This is a genomic window from Roseivirga ehrenbergii (assembly GCF_001593005.1).
Taxonomy (GTDB): Bacteria; Bacteroidota; Bacteroidia; order Cytophagales; family Cyclobacteriaceae; genus Roseivirga; species Roseivirga ehrenbergii.
The window spans coordinates 384,000-410,353 of sequence record NZ_LQZQ01000001.1 but is presented as its reverse complement, the minus strand read 5'-3'; the positions used below and the strand labels follow the sequence as shown (position 1 = coordinate 410,353).

Below are 26,354 nucleotides of genomic sequence, written 5' to 3'. Positions count from 1 at the left end.
ATGTTTATCGAACCACAAGGTAAAATAGCAGGAGAGCACGCATCAGGATCCATTGAGGTGGTTTGTGGCTGTATGTTTTCTGGAAAAACGGAGGAGCTAATTAGGCGCCTCCGAAGGGCTACTATTGCCAAACAGAATGTGGAAATCTTTAAACCGGCTATCGATACGCGTTATGATGTGGAGAATGTAGTTTCACACAACAATACCGTAATTAGATCAACTCCAGTGCAGTTCGCATCCGATATTTTGCTTTTATGTGGCGAAAGCGATGTGGTGGGAATTGATGAAGCACAATTCTTCGATGATCAAATCATAGATGTGTGCCGAACCATGGCCAATAACGGGAAGAGGGTAATTGTTGCTGGTTTAGATATGGACGCCCAAGGGAATCCTTTCGGCCCCATGCCTCAATTACTTGCAATTGCAGAATTTGTAACCAAATTACATGCTATTTGTACAGTAAGCGGTAGCCTAGCTTCGTTCTCATACAAACTTTCTGACTCTGAAAAGACAGTGGAATTGGGTGAAAAGGATATTTACGAAGCTCGAAACCGCAAATATTTTTACAAAGGGCTCGAAGAAAAAAAGAGAAATAAGAAAAAGTGATCAAACGCCTGCTTAGTCTGACTTTAAGAGCCGTCATGCTCCTTGCAGTGCAAACCAGCTTTGCACAAGGTCAGATTCCGGTTTTTAATTGGCGGTCGCACATCAGTTATAATAATGTGATTGACATTGCAGCGGCAGGGGAGCTAATTTACGCAGCTTCTCCCAATGGGCTTTTCTTTGTCGATTTATCCGAAAACTCTGTCAACAGACTTACAAAAAGCAACGGACTTTCCGATGTGAGTATTGGCGCTCTTGGCTACGATTCTGACTCCAAAACACTGGTGATTGGTTATTCCAATGGAAATATAGATTTGCTTTCAGCTAATGGTATTCACAACATTAGAACAGTACTCGAAGCACCAACAACTACCAATAAATCATTTAAGGATATCGCCTTCAATGGCGGAAGAGCCTACTTGTCTGGCGATTTAGGTATTATCGTTTTAGACCTTTCCTCTGAAGAAATTATCGAATCGTACCAGAATATAGGTGTGAATGGCGAAAGTGTAAGTGTTTCAGAAATTGTTTTTTTTAATGACCGCATTTATGCCGCTAGCGAAAGCGGGATTCTTTCAGTCAGCTTAGAGAGCGGAGTTAATCGCCAAGATTACAATAATTGGAAAAGAGATTTTGTTGGGATTCCTTTTTCGAACATTCATGAAGTAGAGTCGAAGCTTTATGCTAGTTCAACTACAGATTTGTTTGCCTTCGATGGAAGCAGTTGGTCGTATCAAGCTTCAGCTAATACATCAATTACGGCAATCATTTCCGATTCAGATTTACCCTTGATTTTAACCAATTCCGGTATTTTTTCTTTCGACAATAATCAGTTTAACCTTCAATATAGCTTTCCAAAACAAGGAATTTCCCGAAATGAATTATTGCTCTATCAGAATTATTGGTGGGTTGGAGATGGCTTTGATGGCTTGCTCAAGGTAGAGTCGAATGGTCAACAATCCTTCAAACCTTCTGGCCCAGCCAACGACAATACTTGGTTGGTAGGAAAGAGTGAAGCACAAACAATAAAGCTTTCTGGTGGATTTGACGATAATCTTTCGGCTTTAAATAGAGCCTCATTTTTCTCTTCTTTTTCATTTGAAGAAGGATGGAAGAATGCTGCGGTTGTTACTCGTTCTGGTGATAGTATTAAGGATCTGGTAGATTTTGAGTTGATTAATCTTGCAGGCCAACCTTCCATGATATTGGCGGCTTTCACCGAAGGGCTTTATTTATATTCAGAGGGAAGCGTCCGCTCAATAAATGAAATTTCTTCCAATATCACTTTGAATGGAAGTGGCAAACTCACAGGCATGGCTAAAAGCGATAACTCGCTTTGGGTGACGGATTATGGAACATTGAACGTTCTTCACGAATGGAATTTTGAAGAAGATACTTGGCGCTCTTATTCTCTGACCAACCCCCGAGCAAGGTATGCTATTTCACTATTCATTGCGCCCAATGGTGATAAATGGATGCCGATTGAGGATAGCCGTGGAGGCGGAATTTTGGTGTTCAATGAAACTAATAACACTGAACGATATTTGAACACCAATGGTGGGCAGGGCGGTTTGCCAGGAAGTAAAATCACGGCTTTGGTATTGGATGAAAACCAATTTTTATGGGTGGGAACTGACCAGGGGATCGCTTTCTTCCCTAACCTAAATGCCATTCTTCAAGGCCAAGCGTTAACGGCCAGTATTCCTATTTATGAAAATCGCCTTTTGCTTCGCGATGAAAATATAACTGCTGTGGCAATCGACCCAGCCAATCGCAAATGGTTCGGAACGAAGAATAACGGGCTTTGGCTGTTTAGCGAAACGGGTGAGGAATTAGTGCAAAGGTTTACCACTCAAAATAGCCCACTTATTTCCAATGCCATCACTTCAATATTTGTGGAAGAAACTTCGGGGGAAGTGTTTGTGGGGACAGACAAAGGCTTGGTGTCTTTTAAAAGCGATGCCACCCTCGGTACTTTCGAGCACCAAAATGTAAAGATTTATCCTAATCCAGTACCACCAAATTTCGATGGGCAAATTGTAATCAACGGCTTGGCGAATAATGCTTCGGTAAAGTTTACTGACATTTCGGGTAAGCTGATAAAAGAAACCAAAGCCAATGGCAGCACAGCCATTTGGAACGGCCGCGATAACAACGGTGCAAAAGTGAAAACCGGTGTGTATTTGGTGTTTAGCTCGAATGCCGATGGTACAGAAACCTTTGTTGGTAAAATAGTGGTTATCTAATGCTACATCGTACCAGAGGCATAGTTTTGAGCTATATAAAATATAGAGAAACCTCCATCATAGTACGGGTGTTTACTGAAGCCTTTGGCATGCAAAGTTATATTGTAAATAGTGTGCGAAGCGTAAAATCAAAAGGCAAAATGGCTCTTTATCAGCCGTTAGGTTTACTTGATTTGGTGGTGTACCATAAAAATGGAAAAGACTTACAGCGGATTTCGGAAGCCAGATTTTCTTATGGTTATAGCTCTATTCCATTTAATCCGGTAAAAACCGGAATAGGGATTTTTCTAACCGAAATGCTCAGCAAAACATTGCGAGAAGAATCGGAAAACGAAGGCCTTTATGATTTTGTACATCAGGCCATGGTTATTTTCGATCATTTGGAAACGAACATAAGCAACTTTCATTTACAATTTTTAATGAAATGCAGCGGTTACTTGGGTTTCGAACCTCAATCGGCCGAAGGGTTTATTGAAGAGCTCGGTGAGCATGGTGTTCACTTTTCAACTTTAGAAGCCGAAAGAGCAATTATTTCTGATTTAATGAACAAGCCTTTGGGAGACGAAATAACATTGAGTAGCCAGCTCAGACGTGATGTGCTCTCGCATATTATTAAGTTTTATCAGATTCACGTTTCAGGATTAAATGAAATAAAATCGTTAGAAGTACTGAAAGAGGTGTTGAGTTAGTGAACTCTATAACGAATATTTAATAAATTAGACTGTTTTTAACCATTTGAGCCATGAGCGAAAAATTATACGATGAGGTTCCCTCACTAGATTTAGCCGATTTCACTTCGGGTGACCCAGCCAAAAAACAAGCATTTGTAGATGCACTAGGCCAAGCTTATAATAATATTGGGTTTGTTGCCATCAAAAATCACGGACTTTCCGATGCCCAAACGCAAAAGCTTTACGCCATTATTCAGAAGTTCTTTATGTTGCCCGACAACATTAAGCAAAAATACGAAGTACCAGAATTGGCAGGGCAGCGTGGCTATATAGGCAAGGGTAAAGAACACGCCAAAGGTCGTAAAACTGGTGATTTGAAAGAGTTTTACCATGTTGGCCAAGAAGTAACCGATGGCGATCCGATAAAAAATGAATACCCAGATAATATTTGGCCAGAAGAACTTCCAGAAATGGAGGAGATTGCGCTAGAAGTATATAAGACCATTGAGGCGGCAGGTATAAAAATGTTACAAGCCATTGCGCTTTATTTAGGTTTGCCTGAGCATTATTTTGATGATAAAGTAAAGAATGGAAATAGCATTTTGCGTCCTATTCATTACTTCCCAATAGAAAACCCAGATGAAGTGCCTGATGATGCGGTTCGTGCGGCTGAGCATGGCGACATTAACCTGATTACGCTTCTAATGGGAGCCAGTGCCGATGGTCTTCAAGTGTTGAGAAATGACGGCAAATGGATTCCGATCACTGCCTTGCCAGAGCAATTAGTGGTAAATGTGGGTGATATGCTTTCTCGTCATACCAACAATAAGCTGAAATCAACAATCCATAGGGTGGTAAATCCGCCAAGAGAGCTAATGAAGAATTCACGTTTTTCAATTCCTTTCTTTATGCATCCGCGTTCCGACATGGATTTGACTTGCCTAGAAAGCTGTATTGATGCGGATCATCCAAAGTTGTATGACGACATTACGGCTGGCGAGTTTCTGAACGAAAGGCTTATTGAGTTAGGCTTGAAAAAGAAGTAAAGCACATCCAGCTTTGATTAAGCGTATTCGATACTACATTTTTCTACGTGATGTTTTACTCATGGCGGTAAGTGCCTTTGGTGGTGCCCAAGCTCATTTTGCCATGCTCATTAAAATCATGGTGAAGAAAAGAGGCTACCTTACCGAGGAAGAGTTAATAGAATTGAATGCGCTTTGCCAGATTTTACCTGGTCCAACGTCTACCCAAACCATAACTGCCATTGGTTTTAGAATTGGTGGAGCAAATCTAGCCTACCTTACTCTGTTGGTTTGGATGTTACCCGCGGTAGCGGTAATGACAACTGCGGCTATTTTGGTAGACTCTTACCAAACCAAAAATCTCAGCTTAGAATTTACCCGATTTATTCAGCCTATGGCTGTGGGTTTTGTAAGCTATGGCGCCTATATCATTGCATCAAAAGTAGTTACTACCAGAACTGCGGGTGGATTGATGGCGCTTTCGGCCATTGTTACCTACTTTATTTCTAAACCGATTGCCTTGCCTCTGGTGCTGATTTTTGCTGGTACACTTACAGCATTCAAATACAAAAAACAGATTCCCGAAGAGAAGCAAAAGATAAAAATCAAATGGGGAAACTTCACCCTTTGGGGCCTGGTGCTTTTAACGGCTGCTGGATTAGGTGCTGTTACGCAAGATAGGTTTGTATTGCTTTTTGAGAATTTTTATCGAAACGGAAGTTTGATTTTTGGTGGAGGACAAGTGTTGATTCCCTTCTTACACACAGAGTTTGTAGAGTTTAAGGGGTTCCTTACCTCGGAAGAGTTCCTTTCTGGTTTTGCGATGGTACAAGCTGTTCCTGGTCCAGTGTTTTCAGTAAGCTCATTTGTGGGTGCTTTGTCTGTTCGTGAGATGGGCTTGGGTGCACAAATCTTGGGTGGTTTTGTAGCAGCATGCGGTATTTTTCTGCCCGGTACTTTCTTGATTTTCTTTGTTATTCGCTTTTGGGATGACCTAAAACGCTATCGTGTTGTGAGGGCTTCATTGGAAGGAATTAACGCGGCCAGTGCGGGCATGGTGGCAGCTGCCGCTTTCGTTCTTTTTCAGCCTATCGAAAACAATGTACTGAATGTAAGTGTGATTATCGGTACTTTCTTAATGCTCACTTACACCAAAATACCACCCCCATTTATCATTTTGGCTGGGCTACTGGCGGGAATTTTTATACCGAATATTTAGTAGTGGCAAACCTCCAACTTTCCAAAAGTTTCAAACTTTTGGAAAGTTAATTCTACTAAAAGCCTACAAATTTGTCATATCGAAGTTTAGGCTCACGCCTGTCTCACTAACATCGAAAGCTGCAGGAACTCCACAATAAACAGGCAAGTTTCTTTTTTCATGCCCAAGCGGAAAACCATAAGTGATTGGAATATTCAAGCCAGCCAAGTTGCGAACAACAACCTCCAAGGCTTCTGCGCCAAAACTATCCTTGTGGTCTTTCATTGAAGAAAAATCTCCAATGATTACGCCTGCCAAATCATCAAGCTTTCTAGCTCTTTTTAACTGTACCAGCATTCGGTCTAAATGATAAATATATTCCCCTACTTCTTCCAAAAAGAGGGTTTTGCCTTTGGTCTGGATTTCTGAAGAAGTGCCTATAGAATTGCAAACGATGGATAAATTTCCCCCAATAAGTTCGGCATTGGCTTGACCGAGTTGGTTTAAGGGGTGAGGAGGGATGTTGTAATTTACCTTTCCTTCAAAAAGCATAGATTTTAAGCTTTCTGTAGTCAATTCATCCCAATCGAGTGTAACCGCCATTGGGCCATGAATGCAGGCCACTGAACGATTGTTGAGTTCGGTAATGAGTGATGTAATGTCGCTAAAACCGGAAATCCATTTTGGGCTTTCGAGGAACTTGGTCCAATTGATTTGCTCCAAAATTCTTGTGGTGCCATAGCCGCCACGGGCAATGAGAATGGCTTTGATTTCGGGATTGTCTAATGCTTCCTGTAGATCCTGAAGTCTTTGGCTGTCTGTTCCTGCAAAATAATGGTCTGTCGCTAATACGTGCTCACCCAAAACGGGTGTTAAGCCCCATTCGGTTAAGGTGTTCATTGCAAAAGTCAAATCAGACTGAATTTTCTTGGCAGGAGCTACGATGGCAATAATATCGCCTTGACTTAATAATGGAGGGATCAACATGCCCCTAAAGTAAAAAGAAGACGCCTGAATAGGACGTCTTCTCTCAATTTTTATGTCGCTGTAGGTTTGAAAATCTACAACTCTTCTACTTTTTCAATATTCACAAATTCGATTTCCTTGTCTGGAGTAAGCTCAATACTTACAACGGAATCTTTATCCACTCTACCAGATAAAATCTGCTTAGAAAGTTCGTTCAACACTTTGCGCTGAATCACTCTTTTAAGCGGACGGGCACCGTACTGCGGATCCCAGCCTAACTCTCCAAGGTAATCAAGCACTTCATCAGTCGCCTCAATCTCAATTCCGTTTTCACTCAATTGGTTCTGAATTAAGCCAAACTGAATTCTAACAATTTGCCTGATGTTATCGCGATTGAGTGGCATAAACATGATCGTTTCGTCAATCCTGTTTAAGAACTCTGGCCTCACTGATTTCTTCAGCTGATCCATCACCTCCATTTTCGTTTCATCAATCACATCCAACACGTTTTCTTCGTTAATCGTTGCGAAGTTGTCTTGAATTATGGTCGAGCCAATGTTCGTAGTCATAATGATGATCGTGTTCTTAAAGTTGGCCACACGACCTTTATTATCTGTTAAACGACCATCATCTAAAACCTGCAAAAGAATGTTGAAAGCGTCTGGGTGTGCCTTTTCAATCTCATCCAATAAAATCACTGAATAAGGTTTTCTACGCACCGCTTCTGTCAATTGGCCACCTTCATCGTAACCTACATAGCCCGGAGGTGCTCCAATTAATCTACTCACTGCATGACGTTCTTGATATTCTGACATATCGATACGCACCATGTTGTTTTCGTCATTGAAGAGGTATTCTGCCAAGGCTTTTGCCAATTCGGTTTTTCCTACCCCAGTCGTTCCTAAGAAAATGAAAGAACCAATCGGACGTTTCGGGTCTTGCAAGCCTGCTCTGCTTCTTCGAACCGCATCCGATAAAGCTGTAATTGCTTCTTTTTGTCCCGCTACGCGTTTGCCCAATTCTTCCTCTAGGTGAAGAAGTTTTTCACGGTCGGATTGAAGCATTTTAGAGAGGGGAATTCCAGTCCATTTTGCTACTACTTCCGCAATGTCTTCCGCGTCCACTTCTTCCTTCAGCAAGGTTTTTTCTCCTTGCATCTCTCGCATTAATGCTTTTTGCTCTTCCAGTTTTCTTTCCGCTTCTACGATTTTACCGTAACGTATTTCCGCTACTTTACCGAAATCGCCTTCTCTTTCAGCTTTTTCAGCTTCAGATTTATAGCGGTCAATGTTTTCTTTGGCTTCGCGAATACTGGTGATCACCGATTTCTCGTTTTCCCACTTCGCTTTAAGCCCATCGCGCTTCTCGGAAATCTCGGCAATCTCTTTCGAAAGTACCGATTCCTTGTCTTTATTCTTTTCCCTACGGATGGCTTCTCGCTCAATTTCTAATTGCATTATCTTACGGTTCATCTCATCCAGCTCCTGAGGAAGAGAGTCCATTTCAATACGCATTTTGGCGGCCGCTTCATCCATTAAGTCAATCGCCTTATCCGGCAAGAAACGATCGGAAATATATCGGCTCGAAAGCTCGACTGCAGCAATTACCGCATCATCTTTAATCCTCACTCCGTGGTGAACCTCATACTTCTCCTTAATTCCTCTCAGAATTGAAATGGCATCATCACGATCGGGCTCATCGACTACAACAGCCTGGAACCTTCTTTCCAAAGCCTTATCTTTTTCGATATACTTCTGGTATTCCTTAAGTGTGGTAGCTCCAATGGCATGTAATTCCCCACGCGCTAAGGCAGGTTTTAGAAGGTTGGCCGCATCCATTGCGCCCTCGCCTCCGCCACCTGCTCCAATTAAGGTATGAATCTCATCAATGAAGAGAATGATTTCTCCGGCAGCGTCTTGCACCTCTTTAATTACCGCTTTCAAGCGCTCTTCAAATTCGCCTTTGTATTTGGCACCTGCCACCAAAAGCCCCATATCCAATGATATAATGGTTTTCGATTTTAGGTTTTCAGGTACATCACCATCGATGATTCGTTGTGCCATACCTTCTACAATGGCCGTTTTACCTACACCTGGTTCACCCAAAAGAATAGGGTTGTTCTTTGTTCTTCTTGAAAGAATTTGAAGCACCCTTCTAATTTCTTCATCGCGTCCAATTACGGGGTCAATTTTACCTTGGCTAGCGAGCTCATTCAAATTTTTTGAATACTTGCTCAACGACTGATACTTGGACTCCGCGTTGGCATCGGTTACACTGTTTCCACCACGTAATTCTTTAATAGCGGCAATGAGCTCTTTCTTTCCAAAGCCAACTTCCTTCATCAAAGAAGCTACTTTGTCTTTTCCTGCTAAAAGGCCAAGAACGATATGCTCAATGGCGACATATTCATCTTTGAAATCCTTTAAGAATTCCAATGCCTTTGTAAGGGCCGAATGGGCATCGTTGGATAAGTAAGGTTGCGAACTGCTGCCGCTTACTTTTGGGTATCCGTTTACTATATCTTCCAGTTTTGTTTCAAACTGTACCTTGTTAACACTAAGTTTTTTTATCAGGAAAGAAAGCACATTCTCATCTGATAAAAGGATCGCCTTTAAAAGGTGCCCTGGCTCAATGGCTTGTTGCTGATTTCCAGCGGCAAGCTCGGCCGCCTTTTGAATGGCCTCCTGCGATTTGATGGTATATTTTTTAAAATCCATGATTGTTGTTTTCCTTTCAATACAGTCAGTTTTTAGGGCTGACATCACTACCATTACAAACTATAAACCATTGTTGATGTTCGGAAAATTTGGCCGAAAAATATGGCTTTACTGCTTTTATTCGGACATTATGTCTTAGATTTACACAAAATTCCTTTAGAAATATGCCAAGAGTGAAGATAGAGTTACCTGATGTTTTTATGTACGAAACTGAAATCAAAGTTCGGATTTCAGATATTAATTATGGAGGGCATTTGGGTAACGATAGTGTGCTGAGTATGATACATGAGTCACGTTACCGTTTCTTTAATTCGCTTGGTTATAAAGACGAACTTTCGATTGATGGCTGCGGCACCATTCAGGCAGATGTAGCCATTGCCTACAAGGGAGAAGCCTTTCATGGGGATAATATTAAAGTTGAAATAGCGGTCGCTGAGATTAGCAGGAAAAGCTTTGAATTGGTGTATCGACTGAGCTGTGGCACCAAGGAAATTGCTCGAGCCAAAACAGGAATTGCCATGTTCGATTACAAAGAAAATAAAGTGGTGAATATCCCTTCACCATTCCTTTCAAAGATTCAAGCTTAGATCGTTACCTTTGCAAAATGGTTGAGGCAAAACGCGACATTAGACAACTCTCGCTCGAAGAAATTCAGGAGTTTTTTGTGAGCATTGGAGACAAGGCTTTTAGAGCAAAACAGGTGTATGAATGGCTTTGGAAAAAATCGGCAAAGGATTTTGACCAAATGACCAATATTTCGCTTTCTACCCGCGAACTTCTTAAAGAAAAGTTCAGCATCAACCATATTAAGGTGGATGAGATGCAGCGCAGTTCGGACGGCACTATAAAAAATGCTGTACGCCTGCATGATGGTATGACGGTGGAATCGGTATTGATCCCTACTGACACTCGTATTACTGCCTGTATTTCATCACAAGTGGGTTGTAGTTTAGATTGTCATTTTTGCGCCACAGCCCGCCTTAAGCGTATGCGTAATCTAAATCCTGATGAAATCTACGATCAGGTAGTGGCCATTAAAGAAGAAGGAAAACTTTACTTTGGTCGCTCGCTGACCAATATTGTGTATATGGGAATGGGCGAACCGTTGCTCAATTATCAAAACGTAATGGAGTCCATTCGGAAAATCACTTCGCCAGAAGGTTTAGGAATGTCGCCAAAAAGAATAACGCTTTCTACCGTGGGAATTCCCAAAATGATTATGCGCATGGCCGATGAGGATATGAAGTTCAATTTGGCTGTTTCACTGCATTCTGCTATTGACGAAACGCGCTCGAAGGTGATGCCAATCAACGAAAAAAGTGATTTGAACGAGTTAGCTGAATCGTTAAACTATTGGTATCAGAAAACGAATCGGAAAATCACTTTTGAATATGTGGTTTGGAAGGGCATTAACGATGATGAAAGACACGCGCATGCTTTAGCCAAATACTGTGGTCGTGTTGCTTCAAAAGTTAATTTGATTGAATACAACCCAATTGACGATGGCATGTTTCAGCAGGCCGACCCCGAAAAAATCGATATGTATGAAAGGATTTTAGGCGACAAGGGCATTATTGTAAATGTGCGCAGAAGCCGAGGGAAAGATATAGATGCGGCATGTGGTCAATTGGCCAATAAGTTATAAACCTTTTGGTTTTCAAGCCGTCTATAAATTATCTTGTTAATTCCCATGTATTTACGCTGATTTCATGACCAAAAAAATAGTTCTAGTATTGTTGCTTGCCTTGGTATTTAATGCCGTCTACGGTCAGAAAAACACTACAATACAAGAGAAACTCAACTTCTATAATAAGGAGTACCCTCAGGAAAAAGTTTACATCCACACCGACAGAAAGTATTATGCACCGGGCGAACCCATATGGTTTCAGTCGTATGTAACGGCTGGTTACCTTCATGAACCTTCTCCGTTTAGCGCTAATGTTTATGTTGAGCTCTATTCTAAGGCTGACAGCTTGGTGGCCGAAAAACTAATTTTTTCTGAAGGTGGATTCGGTCAAGGGGTAATTGATATTCCTCAGCAATTGGCAGAAGGTAACTATATACTACGCGCTTACACCAACTGGATGCGCAATTTTGATCAAGGCTTCTTTTTTGAAAAACCCATAGTAGTAGTCACAGGTAGCGAGTTAGAGAAGGGTGCTTCGGCTGTTGGTAGCGAAATTGATCTTCAATTTTTCCCTGAAGGAGGACATTTAGTAAGTGGAATTCCTACAAAAGTGGGCTTCAAAGCCATCAATAGATCAGGTAAAGGTGCTTATGTTGAAGGAGAAGTATATAATAGTGGAGGAGTGAAAGTAACCAGCTTTAGTACCCAGCACGATGGAATGGGCTTGTTTACGCTGCTTCCGTTGGCTGGCGAGTCCTATAGTGTTAGATTAACAGGAAAGGACGAGGTGTATAGTCTTCCTGAATTAAAAAAAGAAGGATATGGAATGGAAGCTATACTTCGCCCAAACCAGTTGAGACTAATTTTTAGAGCTAACGTAAGCAATCCGTCAAAAGGTAGATTTAAAGCACTAATACATACGCGTGGTTTGGTGTCACACACCATCGAAGTGGACCTTTCAAAAGGTGAGGCTTTAGGGGTGATTTCCACAGATGAAATACCAGCGGGCATTTCCCATATTACCCTTTTTAATGAGAATGATAGGCCTTTGCTTGAGCGCTTGGTCTTTATTGATCGTCCGATCGAAACAAGCTTGTCTTTAGATAAGAGTAGTTACAAACCAAGGGAGAAGCTAACCACCAAAATAAAACTGACCGACTTGAACGGAGATCCTTTCACAGGGATGATGTCGATGAGTGTACTGGACATGGATAAAGTAATTGACGGCAGTCCAGAACAGACCGTCTATTCTGAATTATTATTGACTTCCGACCTGAAAGGCTACGTTGACAATCCGATGTACTACTTCAATGCAGAAAATGCCGAAGCCAAAAAACACCTTGATTTGGTAATGATGACTCATGGGTGGAGTCGGTTTGTATGGGATGACTTAATGAGTGATAATTATCCAGACTTTGATTTTCCAGTAGAGTTGGGGGTTTCTTTGGAAGGTACGCTCTACAAAGAATCAAGTAATAAAATAGAATCGTCTGGTAAGGTGACCCTCGTAAATAATCGTTCTTTTCCTCCACTTATTTTAGAAGCCGAAACCGATAAAAATGGGCGTTTTTCTTTTCAAAACTTAATGGTTTACAAAACGGACAATCTTTTGCTGAAAGGAAAAAGTTCTAAAGGTAAAGACAACGTCCGCTTTGAGGTTGATACTTTGAAGGAAAGCGTGAATCCTCCGTTACCTGAGTTTAAGTCAATTTTGAGTGAAGAAGAGAAATTTGAGAAGGAAGACTTCTTGCAGTTCAAAAAAGAGCGAGATATGATTGAAAGGGCTTTCAATCCAGACTCTTTATTTACCGATTTAGGAACGGTAATGGTAGAAGGCGACAAATTACAAGTTGAGCGAGAAGACAAACAGCTGAAAGAAAAAACGGCTTATGGCAGAGGAACTGCGGCTTTTGACTTTACAGAATGGTCTGCTACGGGCGCCTATACCAATATTTTTTCTGCTTTGGTTGGCAAGTTTCCAGGGGTTACGGTACGAATGGGGCCAACGGGAGAACCTGCCGTGGTGATCCGTGCGGGAGGCTTTACTTACCCAGCGCTTTTTTTATTAGACGATGTTCCTACGGACGCAGCTTTAATTTCGGGTTTATCTCCTGTGAATTTTTCGAGAGTAGTTCTATTTAAAGGACTGGCAGCTACCGCAATTTTTGGAGATGCAGGAAAAGGTGGTGTGATGGCTTTCTATACAAAGTCTGCCGATGGTATATCGCTAAGCCCAGAAGAACTAAAAAACAGTAGCACTGTAACTGTAGAGTTGCCTTATACCTACGACCAACCTAGAGAATTCTACGTGCCTAAGTATGACGTTCAAAAGCCAGAAGATGCCAAGCCCGATAAGCGTGCTGTATTACACTGGCAAACCATGATTGAGCTAGACGAAAATGGAGAAGCCACTATCGAATTTTATAATTCAGATGATGCAAAGCAGATTATGTTTGATGTGCAAGGATTAACCAATTCTGGTATTCCGTTTTTCGTTAACAAAATTTACACCATAGGTAAGTAATGAGAAACCATAACTGTAGAAGAGGTTAGGTTATGGTCATTAAACCTAATCCCTTTTTGGATCAGTATTTGCTCAGCAAAAAACTTACTTATTGCATTTTTTATGGTAAAAAGGATAATTTTTATTGCAGCTATATATTTCGGTTGTAGTTCAGTCTATGGACAAGAGAAAACAAAAATTAAGTTTATTCAGGAAAAGCTAGAGACTTTCAGACAAGAATATCCTCACGAGAAAGTCTACCTGCACACTGATAGAAAGTATTATGCACCTGGTGAATCCATCTGGTTCCAGTCTTATTTGGTTGCAGGCTCTCTCCATGAGCCATCTCCTTTTAGCGCTAATGTTTATGTTGAACTCTATTCTGAGACTGATAGTCTTGTAGAGAAGAAACTGATTTTTTCTAAAAGTGGTTTTGGTGAAGGTACTATCGATATTCCTCAAAAATTAACCGATGGTAATTATGTGTTACGCGCCTATACCAATTGGATGCGAAATTTTGATCAAAGCTTCTTTTTTGAAAAACCTATTGTAGTTGTGGCTAGTGAGGAAAAAGATAGTACAGTTTTAATTACCAATAATAAAATTGACATTCAGTTCTTCCCCGAGGGAGGAAACCTAGTAAGCGGTATTCCTACCAAAGTAGGTTTCAAGGCGATTAATGGCTCGGGCAAAGGCATCGCTGTGGAGGGCGAAGTATATAACAGTACAGGCGCAAAGATTACTAGCTTTAGTACCGAGCATGACGGTATGGGGCTGTTTACCATGCTTCCTCAGAAGGGAGAATTCTATAGCGTTAAGATAGCGGGAAGAAATGAAACCTATAGCCTTCCCAAATTAGAGAATGAAGGCTATGGTATTCAAGTGATCCAGCGGCCAAGCCAGTTGAGGTTAATCTTTAGAGCCAACATAAGCAATTCCTCAAAAATTAGATTTAAAGCACTTATACATACCCGTGGTTTGGTATCACACACTATAGAAGTAGACCTTTCAAAGGGTGAGGCTTTAGGCGTGATTTCCACAGAAGAAATGCCAGCTGGAATTTCGCATGTCACCCTTTTTGACGAGAATGACAGGCCTCTGCTGGAGCGTTTGGTATTTATTGAACGTCCGATAGAGGCAAGCTTGGCCTTGGACAAGAATAGCTATAAGGCAAGAGAGAAGCTTACCACCATTATTAAGCTAACTGATACGAACGGAGATCCTTTCAGTGGGGTGATGTCGATGAGTGTTTTGGACATGGATAAAGTAATTGACGGCAGTCCGGAGCAAACGATCTATTCAGAGTTATTGCTCAACTCAGACTTGAAAGGCTATATTGATAACCCTATGTACTACTTTAATACTGAGAATCCAGAAGCAAAAAAACATTTGGACTTGGTAATGATGACCCACGGCTGGAGTAGGTTTTCTTGGCAGAAAATTTTGTCCAATGATGATTATGATCTAAAATTTCCAGTAGAGCAAGGATTTAACTTGACCGGAACGCTTTATGAAAAGTTTGGAAAAAAAGAAGAGGCCGATGGCAAAGTCACACTAATGAGTGGTAATTCATTTCCTGCACTGATTTTGGAATCAAGTACTGATGACCAAGGGCGTTTTGTTTTTGAGAACCTAATGATCAATAATTCAGATAATATTTTACTCAAAGGCAAAACTGAAAAAGGAAAAGATAATGTTCGCTTCGAAATCGACTCATTCCCAAAAAAGGAAGGACCCAAAGCCGAGTTCAAGACATTTTTTGGTGTTGAAGAAGTGAGAGAAAAGGATAAATTTCTGGAGCAAAAAAAGGTGCGCGATCAAATTGAAAGAGCTTTCAATCCAGACTCGATGTATACGGATCTAGGGACTTTCGTTGTGGAGGGGGATAAAAAGAAGGCTGAAATACTCGATCGAATAAGATTGGAAACTACGGATTATGGTCGGGGCACCTCGGCATTTGATTTCACTAAATGGAAGCCTGATGGCAATTCAAATATTTTATACGCTTTTTTACAGGGGTTTCGTAGGGTAAGAGTAGAATTGAGAGCAAGCGGAGATAGAATATATATAGGAGGGTCTAAAACTCCTGCTCCAACTCTGTTAGATGGCTACCCTACTGATATAGCATTCATCTCGTCTCTACCTCCTGAAACAATTTCACGAGCGGTGGTCATTGAAAATATGCTTGTTGGAACAGTGTTAGCTTTTTACACTAGACGCAAAGATGGACTACCGCCAAGCCCTGAGAGCCTGTTGAAAAGTAACAATATAGTTTTGGACTTTCCAAACACCTACGACCAACCAAGAGAATTTTATGCACCTAAGTATGACGTTCAAAAGCCAGAAGATGCCAAGCCCGATAAACGTGCTGTATTACACTGGCAAACCATGATTGAGCTAGACGAAAATGGAGAAGCTATTATCGAATTTTATAATTCAGATGATGCAAAGCAGATTATGTTTGATGTGCAAGGATTAACCAATTCTGGTATTCCATTCTTCATCAACAAAAGTTATACTATTGGAGGAAAGAACTAATCCTTACTAGCGTTAAACAGCTTCTGCTTTTCTTCTTTGGTTAGGGCATCGTAGCCTCTTTCAGAAATTTTATCCAGAATAGCGTCAATCTCACTTTGTGAGGTTTCAGGCTTTTTCTTTTCCGAAGTTCTAGTACTACTAGTTGATTTAGCACTGCTACTCGATTTTGCGCTTCTGTAGCTTACCTTAATTTTTGGCTGAGGCTTAAAAAGGCTTTTCACCCAAATTGTGAACTGAACAATAATCCTGCTCCAGTCATTACCGCTTTTGAGTTGGGTAATAAATATGAACCCAGCCAATGCACCTCCTAAATGCGCTATTTCACCTCCAGCATTGGAGCCTGTAGATTGAAGTAGTGAGGTGATTACATAAAATGCGGCAATATATTTTAACCTTACTGGCCCAAGAAAAATTAGGGGAATTGTAAAGTTGGGCATAAAAGTAGCCGCCCCAACAACAATCGCAATTACACCACCAGAAGCTCCTAAGAGGTACGTTCCGTTAATAGCTGGCGCATAATAAGGGAGTAGGTTATAAACTAGGAGGTAAAGAATTCCACCAAAAATTCCACCCCAAACATATAATCCTAAAACTTTATTCTGACCTATATATTCGGCTATAATTCTTCCAAACCAATACAGGAACAGCATATTGAATAGAATATGGAAGACACCTTCATGGTAAAAGAAATAAGTGATCAAGGTCCAAGGCTGATAGATCAATTGACTTGGGTTGGCTGGAAGCATCAAGTACTGACTAATGCTTTGAAAAAGACTTCCATAACCAGCAACTGTAAAGAAAACACCAGTTACTCCAAGCACTACAAAAACCACCACATTGATGACAATCAACTGGTTTAAGATATTTCCCGTTTTAAACGCGAGTTTAAAATCGTCTAGAATACTATTCATGTGTTTTTAGTAAAATTCCTTTCTGCTTTTCTTCCAATAAGTAACCAAGAAAAAGGCAATGATTGCACCCCCGATATGCGCCAAATGTGCCACATTATCTCCTTGCGCTCTTTGAAATTCAGCGAACAGCTCATAAAGAATGTACACCGTAACTAAATATTTTGCCTTGATTGGGAAAGGTAGAAAGAGTAAGAAAAGTTCGGTATTGGGGAATAAAAGGGCAAATGCCGCTAAAATTCCAAAAATTGCTCCCGAAGCTCCCACCATTGGGTAATCGCCAAAGAAAGCGTATAGTCCACGTGCATATTGAATAGATTCTTGTCTTAACTGAGGGCTGTCTTCGTTTCTTGAATACTCATCAATAAAAGAGTAAATATATTCTGCTTTGTAAATATTGTGCTTTGCAATCAGGCGATTAAAATCTTCAGAATTAGGATTGTCTAAATAGCTCTCAACGTCATTTCTAATAGCACTCACCTCCAAGTAATTTGCTCCTGTATAAAAAAGTCCAGCACCCACACCCGTAACCATATAAAGGATGATGAACTTCTTAGGTCCTAAAAACTGTTCAAGCAACGGCCCAAAAATAAAGAGGGCAAACATGTTTCCGAAAATATGCATTGGGCTCGACATGTCATGTAGAAACATGTAAGTAATAAACTGCACCGGATTGAAGTTATCAGAGGCAATGAAATACAGGCCAAAGCGGCTACCCAAATCCATTTTAAGTAAAAACTGAACCAACCAAATTCCGATATTGATATATAGGAGGTTTTTTACAAGGGGAGTAAGTCGTCCAAACATAGGTGTTAGTTAAAAAACTGGTCTATTTTTTCCAATTCCATTAAGAAAGATGTTTTTCTTCCATTGGGTGAATAATTCGGGTTCTTGCATGCAAAAAGTTGGTCGATCAATGAAGCCATTTCTTCGGGTGACAAAGTTGTCCCCACCTTTAGAGAAGAACGTTTCGCGATTGATCTAGCAATGTTTTCATCGGCACTAATAGAAAGCTCCGATTGATTTTGCTTGAACTGTTCAACAAAGCCCTCAAACAATTGTTTTTCGTTTGCCGCTTTTAAATCTGCTGGTACTCCATTAATCACCACCGTATTTTTTCCAAATTCTGAAAACTCAAAACCAATGGCACTGATTTCATCTTTCATACCCATAACGAGGGCAAAGTCGGCAGGGTTGAGTTCTAAACTTTGCGGAAACAACGACTGCTGAGAGGCTCCTGATCGGTTCTGGATCATCTGAAAAAAGCGTTCATACAAAATACGTTCATGTGCCTCTTGTTGTGCCACTAAAAGCAAACCAGATTTTACATGAGTTGCAATATACTTTTTATGAATCTGAAAATACTTTGCCGAGAGTAAAACCGCTTCACGATTAGGCTTATAAGCCTCAGCCGTGTTGGCTGCGCTGCCCATGGTTACAGTGCTTTGGGCTTCAGGGTGAATGTCCAGCTGAGCGTTTTGTCTTTCTTCCTTTTCTATGTCCTTCTGTAGGCCGTCATACAATTTTTCCCAATGCGAAGTAGATTCGCGTTTTTTGTCCAAGTCTCTGAACTGCCCATAATTTCTATCTGATTGACTTGAGCTGGTTCCAGTGCTTGTGCCTTGCGGCTGTGGCCGGAAAGAAGCAAAGTTGACATCGGCACCAAAGTCTAGGGCTGGAGTAATATTGTGCGTTCCTAAGGCTTGTCTTACGGCAGCTTTTACTATGGCATAAACCGTGCGTTCATCATCAAACTTTATTTCGGTTTTGGTTGGATGAACATTAATATCGATGTGCTTTGGATCAAGCTCTAAAAAGAGGGTGTAGAAAGGGAAGTTTCCATCAGGAATAAGTCCTGTAAAAGCCGTGGTTACGGCATGGTTTAGGTAATTACTTTTGATAAAACGGTTGTTCACAAAAAAGAACTGCTCGCCACGGGTTTTCTTAGCAAACTCTGGTTTTCCTACATAACCGTAAACTTTCAGCATGTCGGTTTCTTCTAAACAAGAAGCCATTTGCGCTTGGTATTTCTTGCCAAAAATACCCACGATTCTATTGCTCAACTTACCAGAAGTAAGGTGGTACATTTCCAAATCGTTGTGATACATGGCCATTTCTACTTCAGGGTTGGCCAAGGCTACGCGCTGAAATTCGTCCACAATATGACGCATTTCTACTGAATTTGATTTCAAGAAATTCCGCCTTGCGGGAACGTTGTAGAATAGATTTTTTACACAAAACGAAGTGCCAACTGGGGTAGAAGTGGGCTCTTGTTTTTTTACTTCGGAAGCCTCAATCTGGAGCAGCACCCCAAGCTCTTCACTTTCTTTTCTAGTTTTGGCTTCCACTTGGCTTACCGCAGCAATTGAGGCCATTGCTTCACCGCGAAAGCCCATAGTTTTTATGGTGAAAAGATCTTCTGTAGAACGAATTTTTGAAGTAGCGTGTCGTTCAAAACACATGCGAACGTCTGTTTCAGACATTCCTGTTCCATTATCAATTACTTGAATAAGTGCTTTGCCCGCCTCTTTTATAATAAGTTTAATACTTGTGGCTCCCGCATCAATGGCGTTTTCCAATAGCTCTTTCACTACCGAAGCAGGACGCTGCACCACCTCGCCAGCAGCAATCTGATTGGCGATGTTATCAGGAAGTAATCGTATTAAATCGGGCATGCAAGATTGAAGAAATTACTTTCGCATTTTCTTCCAAATTAAATAAGGAACATAAAGAAGGGCAAGGTAGAAAATATCCTTTCCGATGTAAACGAAACCACCTACAAACAGCACCAAAATCACGAAAATGATTAAACGGATCATAATCGTTTGATCCACTCCATTTTTGGCGTGCTTCATGTTTTTTCTGAAAGAGCCTTCAATTTGCGAACGATAACCCGCGTCAAGGTTTGCATCGTCACTCAAACCCAATTCAGCTTTAATTCTACTGGTACGGTTTTCGATGTCTTCTTTTACAGGATCGTAGTACCGAGGCTTGATGTCGTATCGCTGATAATTGGGTTTCTTTACAAGACTTGGTAGCTTCATAATATAGTTTCTTATAATTTGACGTTCTTTATATCGCAAAGAATTTCGCTATAAACTACGCCATGAGCAAATTTATAGTTTATTTGCTATAACTAAAAATTACGGCATAATGCTTAAAAAAGTTACTTACACCTTTCTTCTACTAACTTGTTTCACTATCGTAGCTAGCGCTCAAAAAATCTATTCGAAAATAGACAGAGCAAGCCAAAAAATATGGGTCGATAGTGTTTTCAACAGTATGACTCCTGAGGAAAGGCTGGGCCAACTTTTTATGGTGGCGGCTTATTCAAACAGAAATGAAGCGCACTATGCAGAGATTGACTCCCTCATTTCTAAGTATAATATTGGCGGTTTAATCTTCTTTCAAGGAGGCGCAGGCAGACAAGCCCATCTTACCAATCGCTATCAGGCAAAAGCTAAAGTGCCATTGGCCATTGCTATGGATGCAGAATGGGGAATAGGTATGCGATTAGACAGCATAATGGACTTCCCAAAACAAATGACTTTAGGCGCCATACAAGATAACCGACTGATTTATGAAATGGGCAAGGAAGTGGCCAATCAGTTCAAGCAATTAAACATGCACATCAATTTTGCGCCAGTTGTCGATGTAAACGTAAACCCTAAAAACCCTGTGATTGGCTATCGGTCTTTTGGCGAAAATAAATTTAATGTGGCTGAAAAAGGTGTGGCTTATATGAAGGGCATGCAAGATTTTGGTATAATGGCCAACGCCAAACATTTTCCTGGTCATGGCGATACCGATGTAGATTCTCACTCAGATTTACCAGTGATTAATCACAGCAAAGAGCGGATGAATGACATTGAGCTTTATCCTTTTAAGGCCTTGATGAAAGACAGTCTGATGAGCGTAATGGTGGCGCATTTGCAAATTCCTGTTTATGATAGTCGCGAAAAAACCCCAACTACGCTTTCTCAAAAAGTAGTAACCGATCTTCTGAAAAGTGAACTTGGTTTTGATGGTTTGGCTTTTACCGATGCCATGAATATGCAAGGCGTGGCAAAATATCATGAACCGGGAGAAGCCGATGTGCGTGCTTTGATGGCAGGGAATGACATTATTCTTTATCCTGTAGATGTAGCAAAAGGCATTGATCAAGTAAAGAAGGCTATCAAAAAAGGCGATTTAACGCAAGCCTCACTTGATTACCGAGTAAGAAGAATTTTGGAAGCGAAATATTGGTTAGGGCTTTCTAAGTATAAACCAATTTCAACAGATAACCTTACCGAGCGCATTAACACCAGTTATGCAGAAATGTTGAATCGTATCCTCTACCAGAAAGCAATGACGGTGGTGGATAATACCGATCAGCTTTTGCCGATCATTAGACTGGACAGCACCAAGTTTGCTTCTCTAAACTTCGGAACTGCGGATAATATAGAATTCGAGAATACCTTAAGCAAGTACGCCAAGTTCGATCATTTCAGAGCAGGAACTACTTATCAGTCTTTGTTAGATTCACTGGCTTCTTATAATACCGTAGTCGTTGGTTATGGTGGCATTACCAATTCTACAAAAGATCAGCACGGAGTAAAGTCGGAAGAGGTGCAGTTTATTCGCGACTTACAGGCCAAAACCAATGTCATTGTTGTAGCATTTGGTAATGCCTATGGGCTTCAGTTTTTTGATGGGGTGAAGAATATTATTTGCACTTATGAAGATAATGAAATTACAAGAAATATTGCTCCACAAATCATTTTTGGTGCCCTTCGTGCCGAAGGTAAATTACCAGTAACTACAGGTAATTTTAAAAGTGGAACAGGAATTAAGACAATGACCGCCTCTCGTTTAGGTTTTGGATTGCCAGAGGAAGTAGGAATGGATTCTAAAACATTGAAAGGCATAGATGCCTTGATGAAAAAAGCGATTGACGGTAAAGCAACTCCTGGTGGTCAAGTGATGGTAGCCAGAAAAGGCAAAGTGATCTTCAGTAAGAATTATGGTTATCAAACTTATGACAGCCTCATCGCTGTAAATGATGAAACCATGTACGATTTGGCTTCAATAACCAAAGTGATGGCCAGTGTGCAGGTGCTGATGTACTTGAACGAAAACGGCCTCATCGACATGAATAAAACCTTGGGTGATTATTTGCCCGAAGTGAAAGGAACGAATAAAGAAGATTTAGTCATTCGAGATGTGCTTTTGCATCAAGCTGGCCTTCAACCATTCATCCCATTTTGGAAAAGAACGGTAGAGAATGGGGTTTTGAATGAGGCTTATTATAGTGAAACCCCAGGTCCGAGTTACAATTCTACCATTGCCGATCATGTATATGGAAGCCCAGCTTTAGCAGATTCAGTTTGGAAATGGGTAATTGATGCGGACTTGAGAAAAATGCCTAAGGGTGAGAAAAAACACGATTACCTCTATTCGGATATGGGTTATTATTTTTTCTACAAGTTGGCTGAAAATATTCTAGACAAACCGTTTGATGCTTTTTTAAATGATAAGCTGTATGCTCCGCTGGGTTTACAAACCATGGGATACTTACCTACGGAAAAAGGGTTTTTGGCAGAAATTGCTCCAACCGAAGACGATAACCTTTTCAGAAAAACTTTATTGAGAGGAACCGTGCACGACCAAGGCGCGGCCATGTTTGGTGGAGTAGCAGGGCATGCGGGTTTGTTTTCCAATGCGCTCGATTTAGCCGTTCTTATGCAAATGCACTTACAGCTGGGTCAGTATGGCAATCAAAAATATTATGAACTGAATACCATTCCTGCTTTCACTTCACAGCAAACGGAAGACAATCGAAGAGGAATGGGCTGGGACAAACCGATTGTAGGTAAAGATGAAGGGCCAACTTCTCGCTATGCCTCAGCGTCTACTTTTGGACACTCAGGATTTACTGGTACTGCGGTTTGGGCCGATCCAGAGCAGGAGTTGATTTATGTATTTCTTGCAAACCGCGTTTATCCTAATGCGGATAATACAAAACTGATTCAGTGGAACATTCGTACCAAAATTCAAGATTTAATCTACGAGTCGATCTGGAACTTTAATAATGACTAACCAGTTGAAAGAAAGTTGGCTTTAAAGCGCTAGAATTAATGAATATTGGAATTGTGTGTTACCCAACCTTTGGTGGTTCGGGAGTTGTAGCTACAGAACTAGGAATAGGACTGGCTAAAAAAGGATATAAAATTCATTTTATTACCTATTCTCAACCCACTAGATTGGACTTCTTTAACGAGAATCTTTTTTATCACGAGGTAAATATTCGTTCCTATCCGCTTTTTAAATTCCCTCCTTACGAACTCGCGTTGGCAAGTAAAATGGTGGATGTGGTGAAATACGAAAAGCTTGATTTGCTGCATGTGCATTATGCAATTCCACATGCTTCGGCTGCGGTGTTGGCCAAGCAAATTTTAAAAGATCAAGGCATTGAAATCCCAGTTATTACCACTTTGCACGGTACAGATATTACTTTGGTGGGAAAAGATCCATCGTATGAACCTGTGGTAACCTATAGCATCAACCAGTCGGATGGCGTTACTTCGGTTTCAGAAGATTTAAAGAAAGATACCTACAAGCATTTCAACATCAGACGTGAAATTGAGGTGATCCCCAATTTTATCGATCTAGAAAAATTTAAGAAACAACGCAAAGAACACTTTAAAACCGCCATTTGCCCGAATGGGGAAAAGCTCATCGTTCACACTTCAAACTTCAGAAAAGTAAAGCGTATTGACGATGTAGTGAAAGTGTTCCATAAAATTCAAGAACAAATACCAGCTCGTTTACTTTTAGTGGGCGATGGCCCAGAAAGAGGCCATATAGAAACACTTTGCCGTGAGCTGGGTATTTATGACGAAGTTCGGTTTTTAGGAAAGTTAGAGGCCGTACAAGAAGTGCTTTCTGTTGCCGATTTATTCTTAATGCCTTCTGAAAAAGAAAGTTTTGGTTTATCTGCTCTAGAAGCTATGGCCTGTGAAGTACCATTGGTAACCTCAAATGCTGGTGGTATTCCTGAATTGAACTTGCATGGTATAACTGGTTTTGTATCGCCAATTGGAGATGTGGAGGACATGACGAAAAATGCTCTACATATTCTGAAAGATGAGAATTTGCCAACCTTCAAAACCAATGCACTAAAAAGAGCCAAAGATTTCGACATCACAAATATTCTTCCTCAATACGAAGCGTATTACGAAAAGGTAGTTGCTGAAATGAAAGCTCAAGCCACGATATAATCAAGTTTTGGATGAAGGTAAGTATCGTTGGTTGTGGTTGGTTGGGCTTAGCTTTAGGGGAAAAATTATGTCAAGAAGGTTTTTCTGTACTGGGTAGCACAACTTCAAAAGAGAAATTCGATTTACTTTCTAGCGCAGGAATTAGTCCGTTTTTACTCAAAATGGAACCAATGCCAACAGGCGAAAACTTCAATACTCTTTTTCAAACCGATGTATTGGTGATCAATATTCCTCCTGGGAGGAAAAGAAATACGCCTGAATTTTATGGCGAACAAATCAAGTATTTAAAATATTTGGTTGATCAGCACAAAGTGCCCAAAGTGATTTTTGTGAGTTCTACTTCTTACTATCCGAATACAGGCGATTGGGTAACCGAAACTACCAATTTCGACTTAGAAAATGGATCGACAAAAGCGGTGATATTGGGTGAAAGAGAAATTCGCCAAGTGGAAGCAAAGCTTACGGTACTCCGTTGTGGAGGCTTAATGGGCGGGGACAGAATTCCCGGGAAGTGGTTTGCAGGCAAGACCACTTCAGGAGCTTCTACTCCAGTGAATTACATTCACCGCGATGATGTCATCAATATTATTCAGCAATTAATAAAGGGTGATTTGCCAGAAGAGGACACATTCAATTTAGTTTGCCCCGAACACCCAACACGCAAAGAAGTACACGAAGCCATGGCGCATAAGTATAACTTCGACCAACCTATTTGGGAGGCGCCTGAACTTATTGATTCTAAAAAAGTGTCGGGAAAAAAGCTTACTGACCTAGGGTATAGCTTCTTAAAACCGAGTCCTCTGGATTTTTAAAGAGGGGCTATTTCAGCTCTCAATTACCTCTAAAAAAAGCTCACCGCGTTTCAGTTTATTGATGGCCTTAATGGCCTTCAGTCGGTTATTGATTTGGGTGAACATTTCATCTTCGGCTTGGGCTATTTGCCAGCCTTGTTTGTAGGTAACAGGTAGCGACTGCTGTTTTTGGTTTTTCATTTCTGAGTTATTTGACCATTCCTAAATAAAAAAATTGCTCAGTTAGTTCCCGCGATGACCATCGGGCACCATAAATTTTTTAATTACACCCTAGACGGTTAAAAGCCCATGTATGTTTAGGTGATGACAAGCTAAACGCATGGGCTTTGAAATTTGTTATTGAGAATATGGTTTTTAACGTATGTTGGCTATTTCCAAACACCCAAAATAACACCTATAATGGTGAATGCGATGGTGTGGTAAAGTGAGTCAATCATGATCAGTCCAACTCCCTTTCTAGCGAAATTATAATTAAGCGCGGTAGAAGGAATTATAAAGAAAAGGCCTGTCATTAAGCCCATCATTCCACCCATTGTGGCATCCATATCTGGGTTTTCTCCAAAACCATAAAAGAACATGGCCATTCCAAAACTTACCACAAATGAAAGAATCAGAGCGCTACCGAATAGTTTGCCCATATTTGCCTTCTTGAGTTCTTCATCAGAGAGACCAACACCCCGCTGCCAAGCTTTACCGAAAAGAGGGCCATACCATATAGCGCCCAGTGCAAAATAGGCCACTGTCGATACGACAACCGCCAACCAATTGATGTTTGAAATGTCCATAGTTTATATGTTTGGTTAAAAAATCATTTCTTGATTTGAATACCCGAGTACAAATCATCGGGTAAACCATCTTCATCCCAGTCCAAAAAACCTGTAAACTCTGCCTTGCCATCCATCCACACGAATTTGTATGCGGTAGTAATGTCATTTTCCGTAAGGTAAATACTGTCGCCTTTTACTTCCCATGTACCGAAAGTTTCCATGGATACTTCTCCAGATAAATCTGTATAGATTGAAGAATAATTTCCGTCAATTGTGTAGGTGGTCAATATGGGCTTTATTCCAAGAATTTCTTCCCAACTACCAATAGGGACTTTGAAGGCTGATTCTTCAGGCTTACCGTGATCTATGGTAACGATCATAGACTCGTTGTACCATTCCCCTAAAATCAATTCAGAAATATCGGTTTTTGAATTAGAGCAAGAAGAAATTGCGAAAAGCGCAAAGCCAAAAAGGAGCAGTTTAGTGAGTTTCATTCAGTTTGTTTTATAAA

At 40.8% G+C, this 26,354-nt stretch carries 21 protein-coding genes; 12 read left to right on the top strand and 9 right to left on the bottom strand.

From position 1 onward, the window contains the following. The 5 genes from MB14_RS01850 to chrA are packed head-to-tail and all read left to right on the top strand — an operon-like array spanning position 1 to position 5,764. Positions 1–606: a thymidine kinase gene (locus MB14_RS01850; RefSeq protein ID WP_062588079.1), complete on the top strand. Its 606-nt coding sequence runs from the start codon at positions 1–3 to the stop codon at positions 604–606. Further along, positions 603–2,849 carry a type IX secretion system anionic LPS delivery protein PorZ gene (porZ, locus tag MB14_RS01845; RefSeq protein ID WP_132644103.1) on the top strand — a complete coding sequence of 749 codons (2,247 nt, stop codon included), beginning with the start codon at positions 603–605 and terminating at the stop codon, positions 2,847–2,849. Before MB14_RS01850 ends, porZ begins: the two co-directional genes overlap by 4 nt. Next, positions 2,849–3,538 (top strand): DNA repair protein RecO, encoded by a 690-nt coding sequence (recO, locus tag MB14_RS01840; protein ID WP_062588074.1) that lies wholly within the window; start codon positions 2,849–2,851, stop codon positions 3,536–3,538. The genes porZ and recO overlap by 1 nt, the downstream gene beginning before the upstream one ends. Before the next feature lie 53 nt (positions 3,539–3,591). Next, on the top strand, positions 3,592–4,566 hold the full coding sequence (locus tag MB14_RS01835; RefSeq protein WP_053223527.1) for an isopenicillin N synthase family dioxygenase: 975 nt from the start codon (positions 3,592–3,594) through the stop codon (positions 4,564–4,566). A gap of 13 nt (positions 4,567–4,579) precedes the next feature. Next, the gene (gene chrA / locus MB14_RS01830) at positions 4,580–5,764 is read left to right on the top strand and encodes a chromate efflux transporter (protein WP_246032631.1); all 1,185 of its coding nucleotides are present in this window, start codon (positions 4,580–4,582) and stop codon (positions 5,762–5,764) included. A 63-nt stretch (positions 5,765–5,827) separates the two neighbouring features. On the opposite strand, the gene MB14_RS01825 is transcribed toward chrA, so the two are convergent. Both MB14_RS01825 and clpB read right to left on the bottom strand, forming a co-directional pair. Further along, a complete protein-coding gene (locus MB14_RS01825) occupies positions 5,828–6,730 on the bottom strand; it encodes a S66 peptidase family protein (protein ID WP_062588070.1) in 903 nt (300 codons plus the stop codon). Between the two features lie 74 nt (positions 6,731–6,804). Then, positions 6,805–9,426 carry an ATP-dependent chaperone ClpB gene (gene clpB, locus MB14_RS01820; RefSeq protein ID WP_062588170.1) on the bottom strand — a complete coding sequence of 874 codons (2,622 nt, stop codon included), beginning with the start codon at positions 9,424–9,426 and terminating at the stop codon, positions 6,805–6,807. 164 nt (positions 9,427–9,590) lie between these two features. Between clpB and MB14_RS01815 the strand changes: the two genes are divergently transcribed. The 4 genes from MB14_RS01815 (at position 9,591) to MB14_RS01800 (ending at position 16,094) form a co-directional block, all read left to right on the top strand. Next, complete coding sequence (locus tag MB14_RS01815) at positions 9,591–10,013, top strand: acyl-CoA thioesterase (protein ID WP_062588068.1); 423 nt, start codon at positions 9,591–9,593, stop codon at positions 10,011–10,013. 17 nt (positions 10,014–10,030) lie between these two features. Continuing rightward, positions 10,031–11,071 carry a dual-specificity RNA methyltransferase RlmN gene (rlmN, locus tag MB14_RS01810; protein WP_062588066.1) on the top strand — a complete coding sequence of 347 codons (1,041 nt, stop codon included), beginning with the start codon at positions 10,031–10,033 and terminating at the stop codon, positions 11,069–11,071. A 64-nt stretch (positions 11,072–11,135) separates the two neighbouring features. Then, a complete protein-coding gene (locus MB14_RS01805; protein WP_062588064.1) occupies positions 11,136–13,577 on the top strand; it encodes a Plug domain-containing protein in 2,442 nt (813 codons plus the stop codon). Positions 13,578–13,679: 102 nt separating this feature from the next. Then, a complete protein-coding gene (locus tag MB14_RS01800) occupies positions 13,680–16,094 on the top strand; it encodes a hypothetical protein (protein ID WP_062588062.1) in 2,415 nt (804 codons plus the stop codon). Here MB14_RS01800 and MB14_RS01795 read toward each other — a convergent pair. The 4 genes from MB14_RS01795 to MB14_RS01780 are packed head-to-tail and all read right to left on the bottom strand — an operon-like array spanning position 16,091 to position 20,046. Next, positions 16,091–17,005 (bottom strand): rhomboid family protein, encoded by a 915-nt coding sequence (locus MB14_RS01795; RefSeq protein WP_062588060.1) that lies wholly within the window; start codon positions 17,003–17,005, stop codon positions 16,091–16,093. The genes MB14_RS01800 and MB14_RS01795 overlap by 4 nt on opposite strands. A 6-nt stretch (positions 17,006–17,011) precedes the next feature. Then, positions 17,012–17,809 carry a rhomboid family intramembrane serine protease gene (locus tag MB14_RS01790; RefSeq protein ID WP_062588058.1) on the bottom strand — a complete coding sequence of 266 codons (798 nt, stop codon included), beginning with the start codon at positions 17,807–17,809 and terminating at the stop codon, positions 17,012–17,014. Positions 17,810–17,814: 5 nt separating this feature from the next. Beyond that, positions 17,815–19,677 (bottom strand): DNA mismatch repair endonuclease MutL, encoded by a 1,863-nt coding sequence (gene mutL / locus MB14_RS01785; protein ID WP_062588056.1) that lies wholly within the window; start codon positions 19,675–19,677, stop codon positions 17,815–17,817. Positions 19,678–19,692: 15 nt separating this feature from the next. Beyond that, positions 19,693–20,046 (bottom strand): hypothetical protein, encoded by a 354-nt coding sequence (locus tag MB14_RS01780; RefSeq protein WP_062588054.1) that lies wholly within the window; start codon positions 20,044–20,046, stop codon positions 19,693–19,695. A gap of 109 nt (positions 20,047–20,155) precedes the next feature. Here MB14_RS01780 and MB14_RS01775 point away from each other — a divergent pair, with 109 nt between their 5' ends. Genes MB14_RS01775 through MB14_RS01765 form a run of 3 tightly spaced genes read left to right on the top strand, consistent with a single transcriptional unit; the run spans position 20,156 to position 25,076 of the window. Further along, entirely contained in the window at positions 20,156–23,083 is a 2,928-nt protein-coding gene (locus tag MB14_RS01775) for a serine hydrolase domain-containing protein (RefSeq protein ID WP_062588051.1), read from the top strand. Between the two features lie 38 nt (positions 23,084–23,121). Beyond that, positions 23,122–24,264 carry an N-acetyl-alpha-D-glucosaminyl L-malate synthase BshA gene (gene bshA, locus MB14_RS01770; RefSeq protein ID WP_062588049.1) on the top strand — a complete coding sequence of 381 codons (1,143 nt, stop codon included), beginning with the start codon at positions 23,122–23,124 and terminating at the stop codon, positions 24,262–24,264. 11 nt (positions 24,265–24,275) lie between these two features. Then, on the top strand, positions 24,276–25,076 hold the full coding sequence (locus MB14_RS01765) for a Rossmann-fold NAD(P)-binding domain-containing protein (RefSeq protein ID WP_062588048.1): 801 nt from the start codon (positions 24,276–24,278) through the stop codon (positions 25,074–25,076). 12 nt (positions 25,077–25,088) lie between these two features. On the opposite strand, the gene MB14_RS18890 is transcribed toward MB14_RS01765, so the two are convergent. The 3 genes from MB14_RS18890 to MB14_RS01755 all read right to left on the bottom strand — a co-directional run bounded on the left by MB14_RS18890 (position 25,089) and on the right by MB14_RS01755 (position 26,337). Next, complete coding sequence (locus MB14_RS18890; protein WP_157716527.1) at positions 25,089–25,256, bottom strand: hypothetical protein; 168 nt, start codon at positions 25,254–25,256, stop codon at positions 25,089–25,091. Between the two features lie 188 nt (positions 25,257–25,444). Beyond that, complete coding sequence (locus MB14_RS01760; RefSeq protein ID WP_062588046.1) at positions 25,445–25,861, bottom strand: DUF1761 domain-containing protein; 417 nt, start codon at positions 25,859–25,861, stop codon at positions 25,445–25,447. A gap of 23 nt (positions 25,862–25,884) precedes the next feature. Then, positions 25,885–26,337 (bottom strand): hypothetical protein, encoded by a 453-nt coding sequence (locus MB14_RS01755; RefSeq protein WP_062588042.1) that lies wholly within the window; start codon positions 26,335–26,337, stop codon positions 25,885–25,887. Positions 26,338–26,354 lie beyond the last annotated feature (17 nt).

Bases quoted from the DNA above. Each gene is read 5' to 3' on its own strand.
- MB14_RS01850 (WP_062588079.1), top strand. From the start codon at position 1: ATGTTTATCGAACCACAAGGTAAAATAGCAGGAGAGCACGCATCAGGA.
- recO (WP_062588074.1), top strand. From the start codon at position 2,849: ATGCTACATCGTACCAGAGGCATAGTTTTGAGCTATATAAAATATAGA.
- MB14_RS01835 (WP_053223527.1), top strand. From the start codon at position 3,592: ATGAGCGAAAAATTATACGATGAGGTTCCCTCACTAGATTTAGCCGAT.
- MB14_RS01825 (WP_062588070.1), bottom strand. From the start codon at position 6,730: ATGTTGATCCCTCCATTATTAAGTCAAGGCGATATTATTGCCATCGTA.
- clpB (WP_062588170.1), bottom strand. From the start codon at position 9,426: ATGGATTTTAAAAAATATACCATCAAATCGCAGGAGGCCATTCAAAAG.
- MB14_RS01815 (WP_062588068.1), top strand. From the start codon at position 9,591: ATGCCAAGAGTGAAGATAGAGTTACCTGATGTTTTTATGTACGAAACT.
- rlmN (WP_062588066.1), top strand. From the start codon at position 10,031: ATGGTTGAGGCAAAACGCGACATTAGACAACTCTCGCTCGAAGAAATT.
- MB14_RS01805 (WP_062588064.1), top strand. From the start codon at position 11,136: ATGACCAAAAAAATAGTTCTAGTATTGTTGCTTGCCTTGGTATTTAAT.
- MB14_RS01800 (WP_062588062.1), top strand. From the start codon at position 13,680: ATGGTAAAAAGGATAATTTTTATTGCAGCTATATATTTCGGTTGTAGT.
- MB14_RS01795 (WP_062588060.1), bottom strand. From the start codon at position 17,005: ATGAATAGTATTCTAGACGATTTTAAACTCGCGTTTAAAACGGGAAAT.
- MB14_RS01790 (WP_062588058.1), bottom strand. From the start codon at position 17,809: ATGTTTGGACGACTTACTCCCCTTGTAAAAAACCTCCTATATATCAAT.
- mutL (WP_062588056.1), bottom strand. From the start codon at position 19,677: ATGCCCGATTTAATACGATTACTTCCTGATAACATCGCCAATCAGATT.
- MB14_RS01780 (WP_062588054.1), bottom strand. From the start codon at position 20,046: ATGAAGCTACCAAGTCTTGTAAAGAAACCCAATTATCAGCGATACGAC.
- MB14_RS01775 (WP_062588051.1), top strand. From the start codon at position 20,156: ATGCTTAAAAAAGTTACTTACACCTTTCTTCTACTAACTTGTTTCACT.
- bshA (WP_062588049.1), top strand. From the start codon at position 23,122: ATGAATATTGGAATTGTGTGTTACCCAACCTTTGGTGGTTCGGGAGTT.
- MB14_RS01765 (WP_062588048.1), top strand. From the start codon at position 24,276: ATGAAGGTAAGTATCGTTGGTTGTGGTTGGTTGGGCTTAGCTTTAGGG.
- MB14_RS18890 (WP_157716527.1), bottom strand. From the start codon at position 25,256: ATGAAAAACCAAAAACAGCAGTCGCTACCTGTTACCTACAAACAAGGC.
- MB14_RS01760 (WP_062588046.1), bottom strand. From the start codon at position 25,861: ATGGACATTTCAAACATCAATTGGTTGGCGGTTGTCGTATCGACAGTG.
- MB14_RS01755 (WP_062588042.1), bottom strand. From the start codon at position 26,337: ATGAAACTCACTAAACTGCTCCTTTTTGGCTTTGCGCTTTTCGCAATT.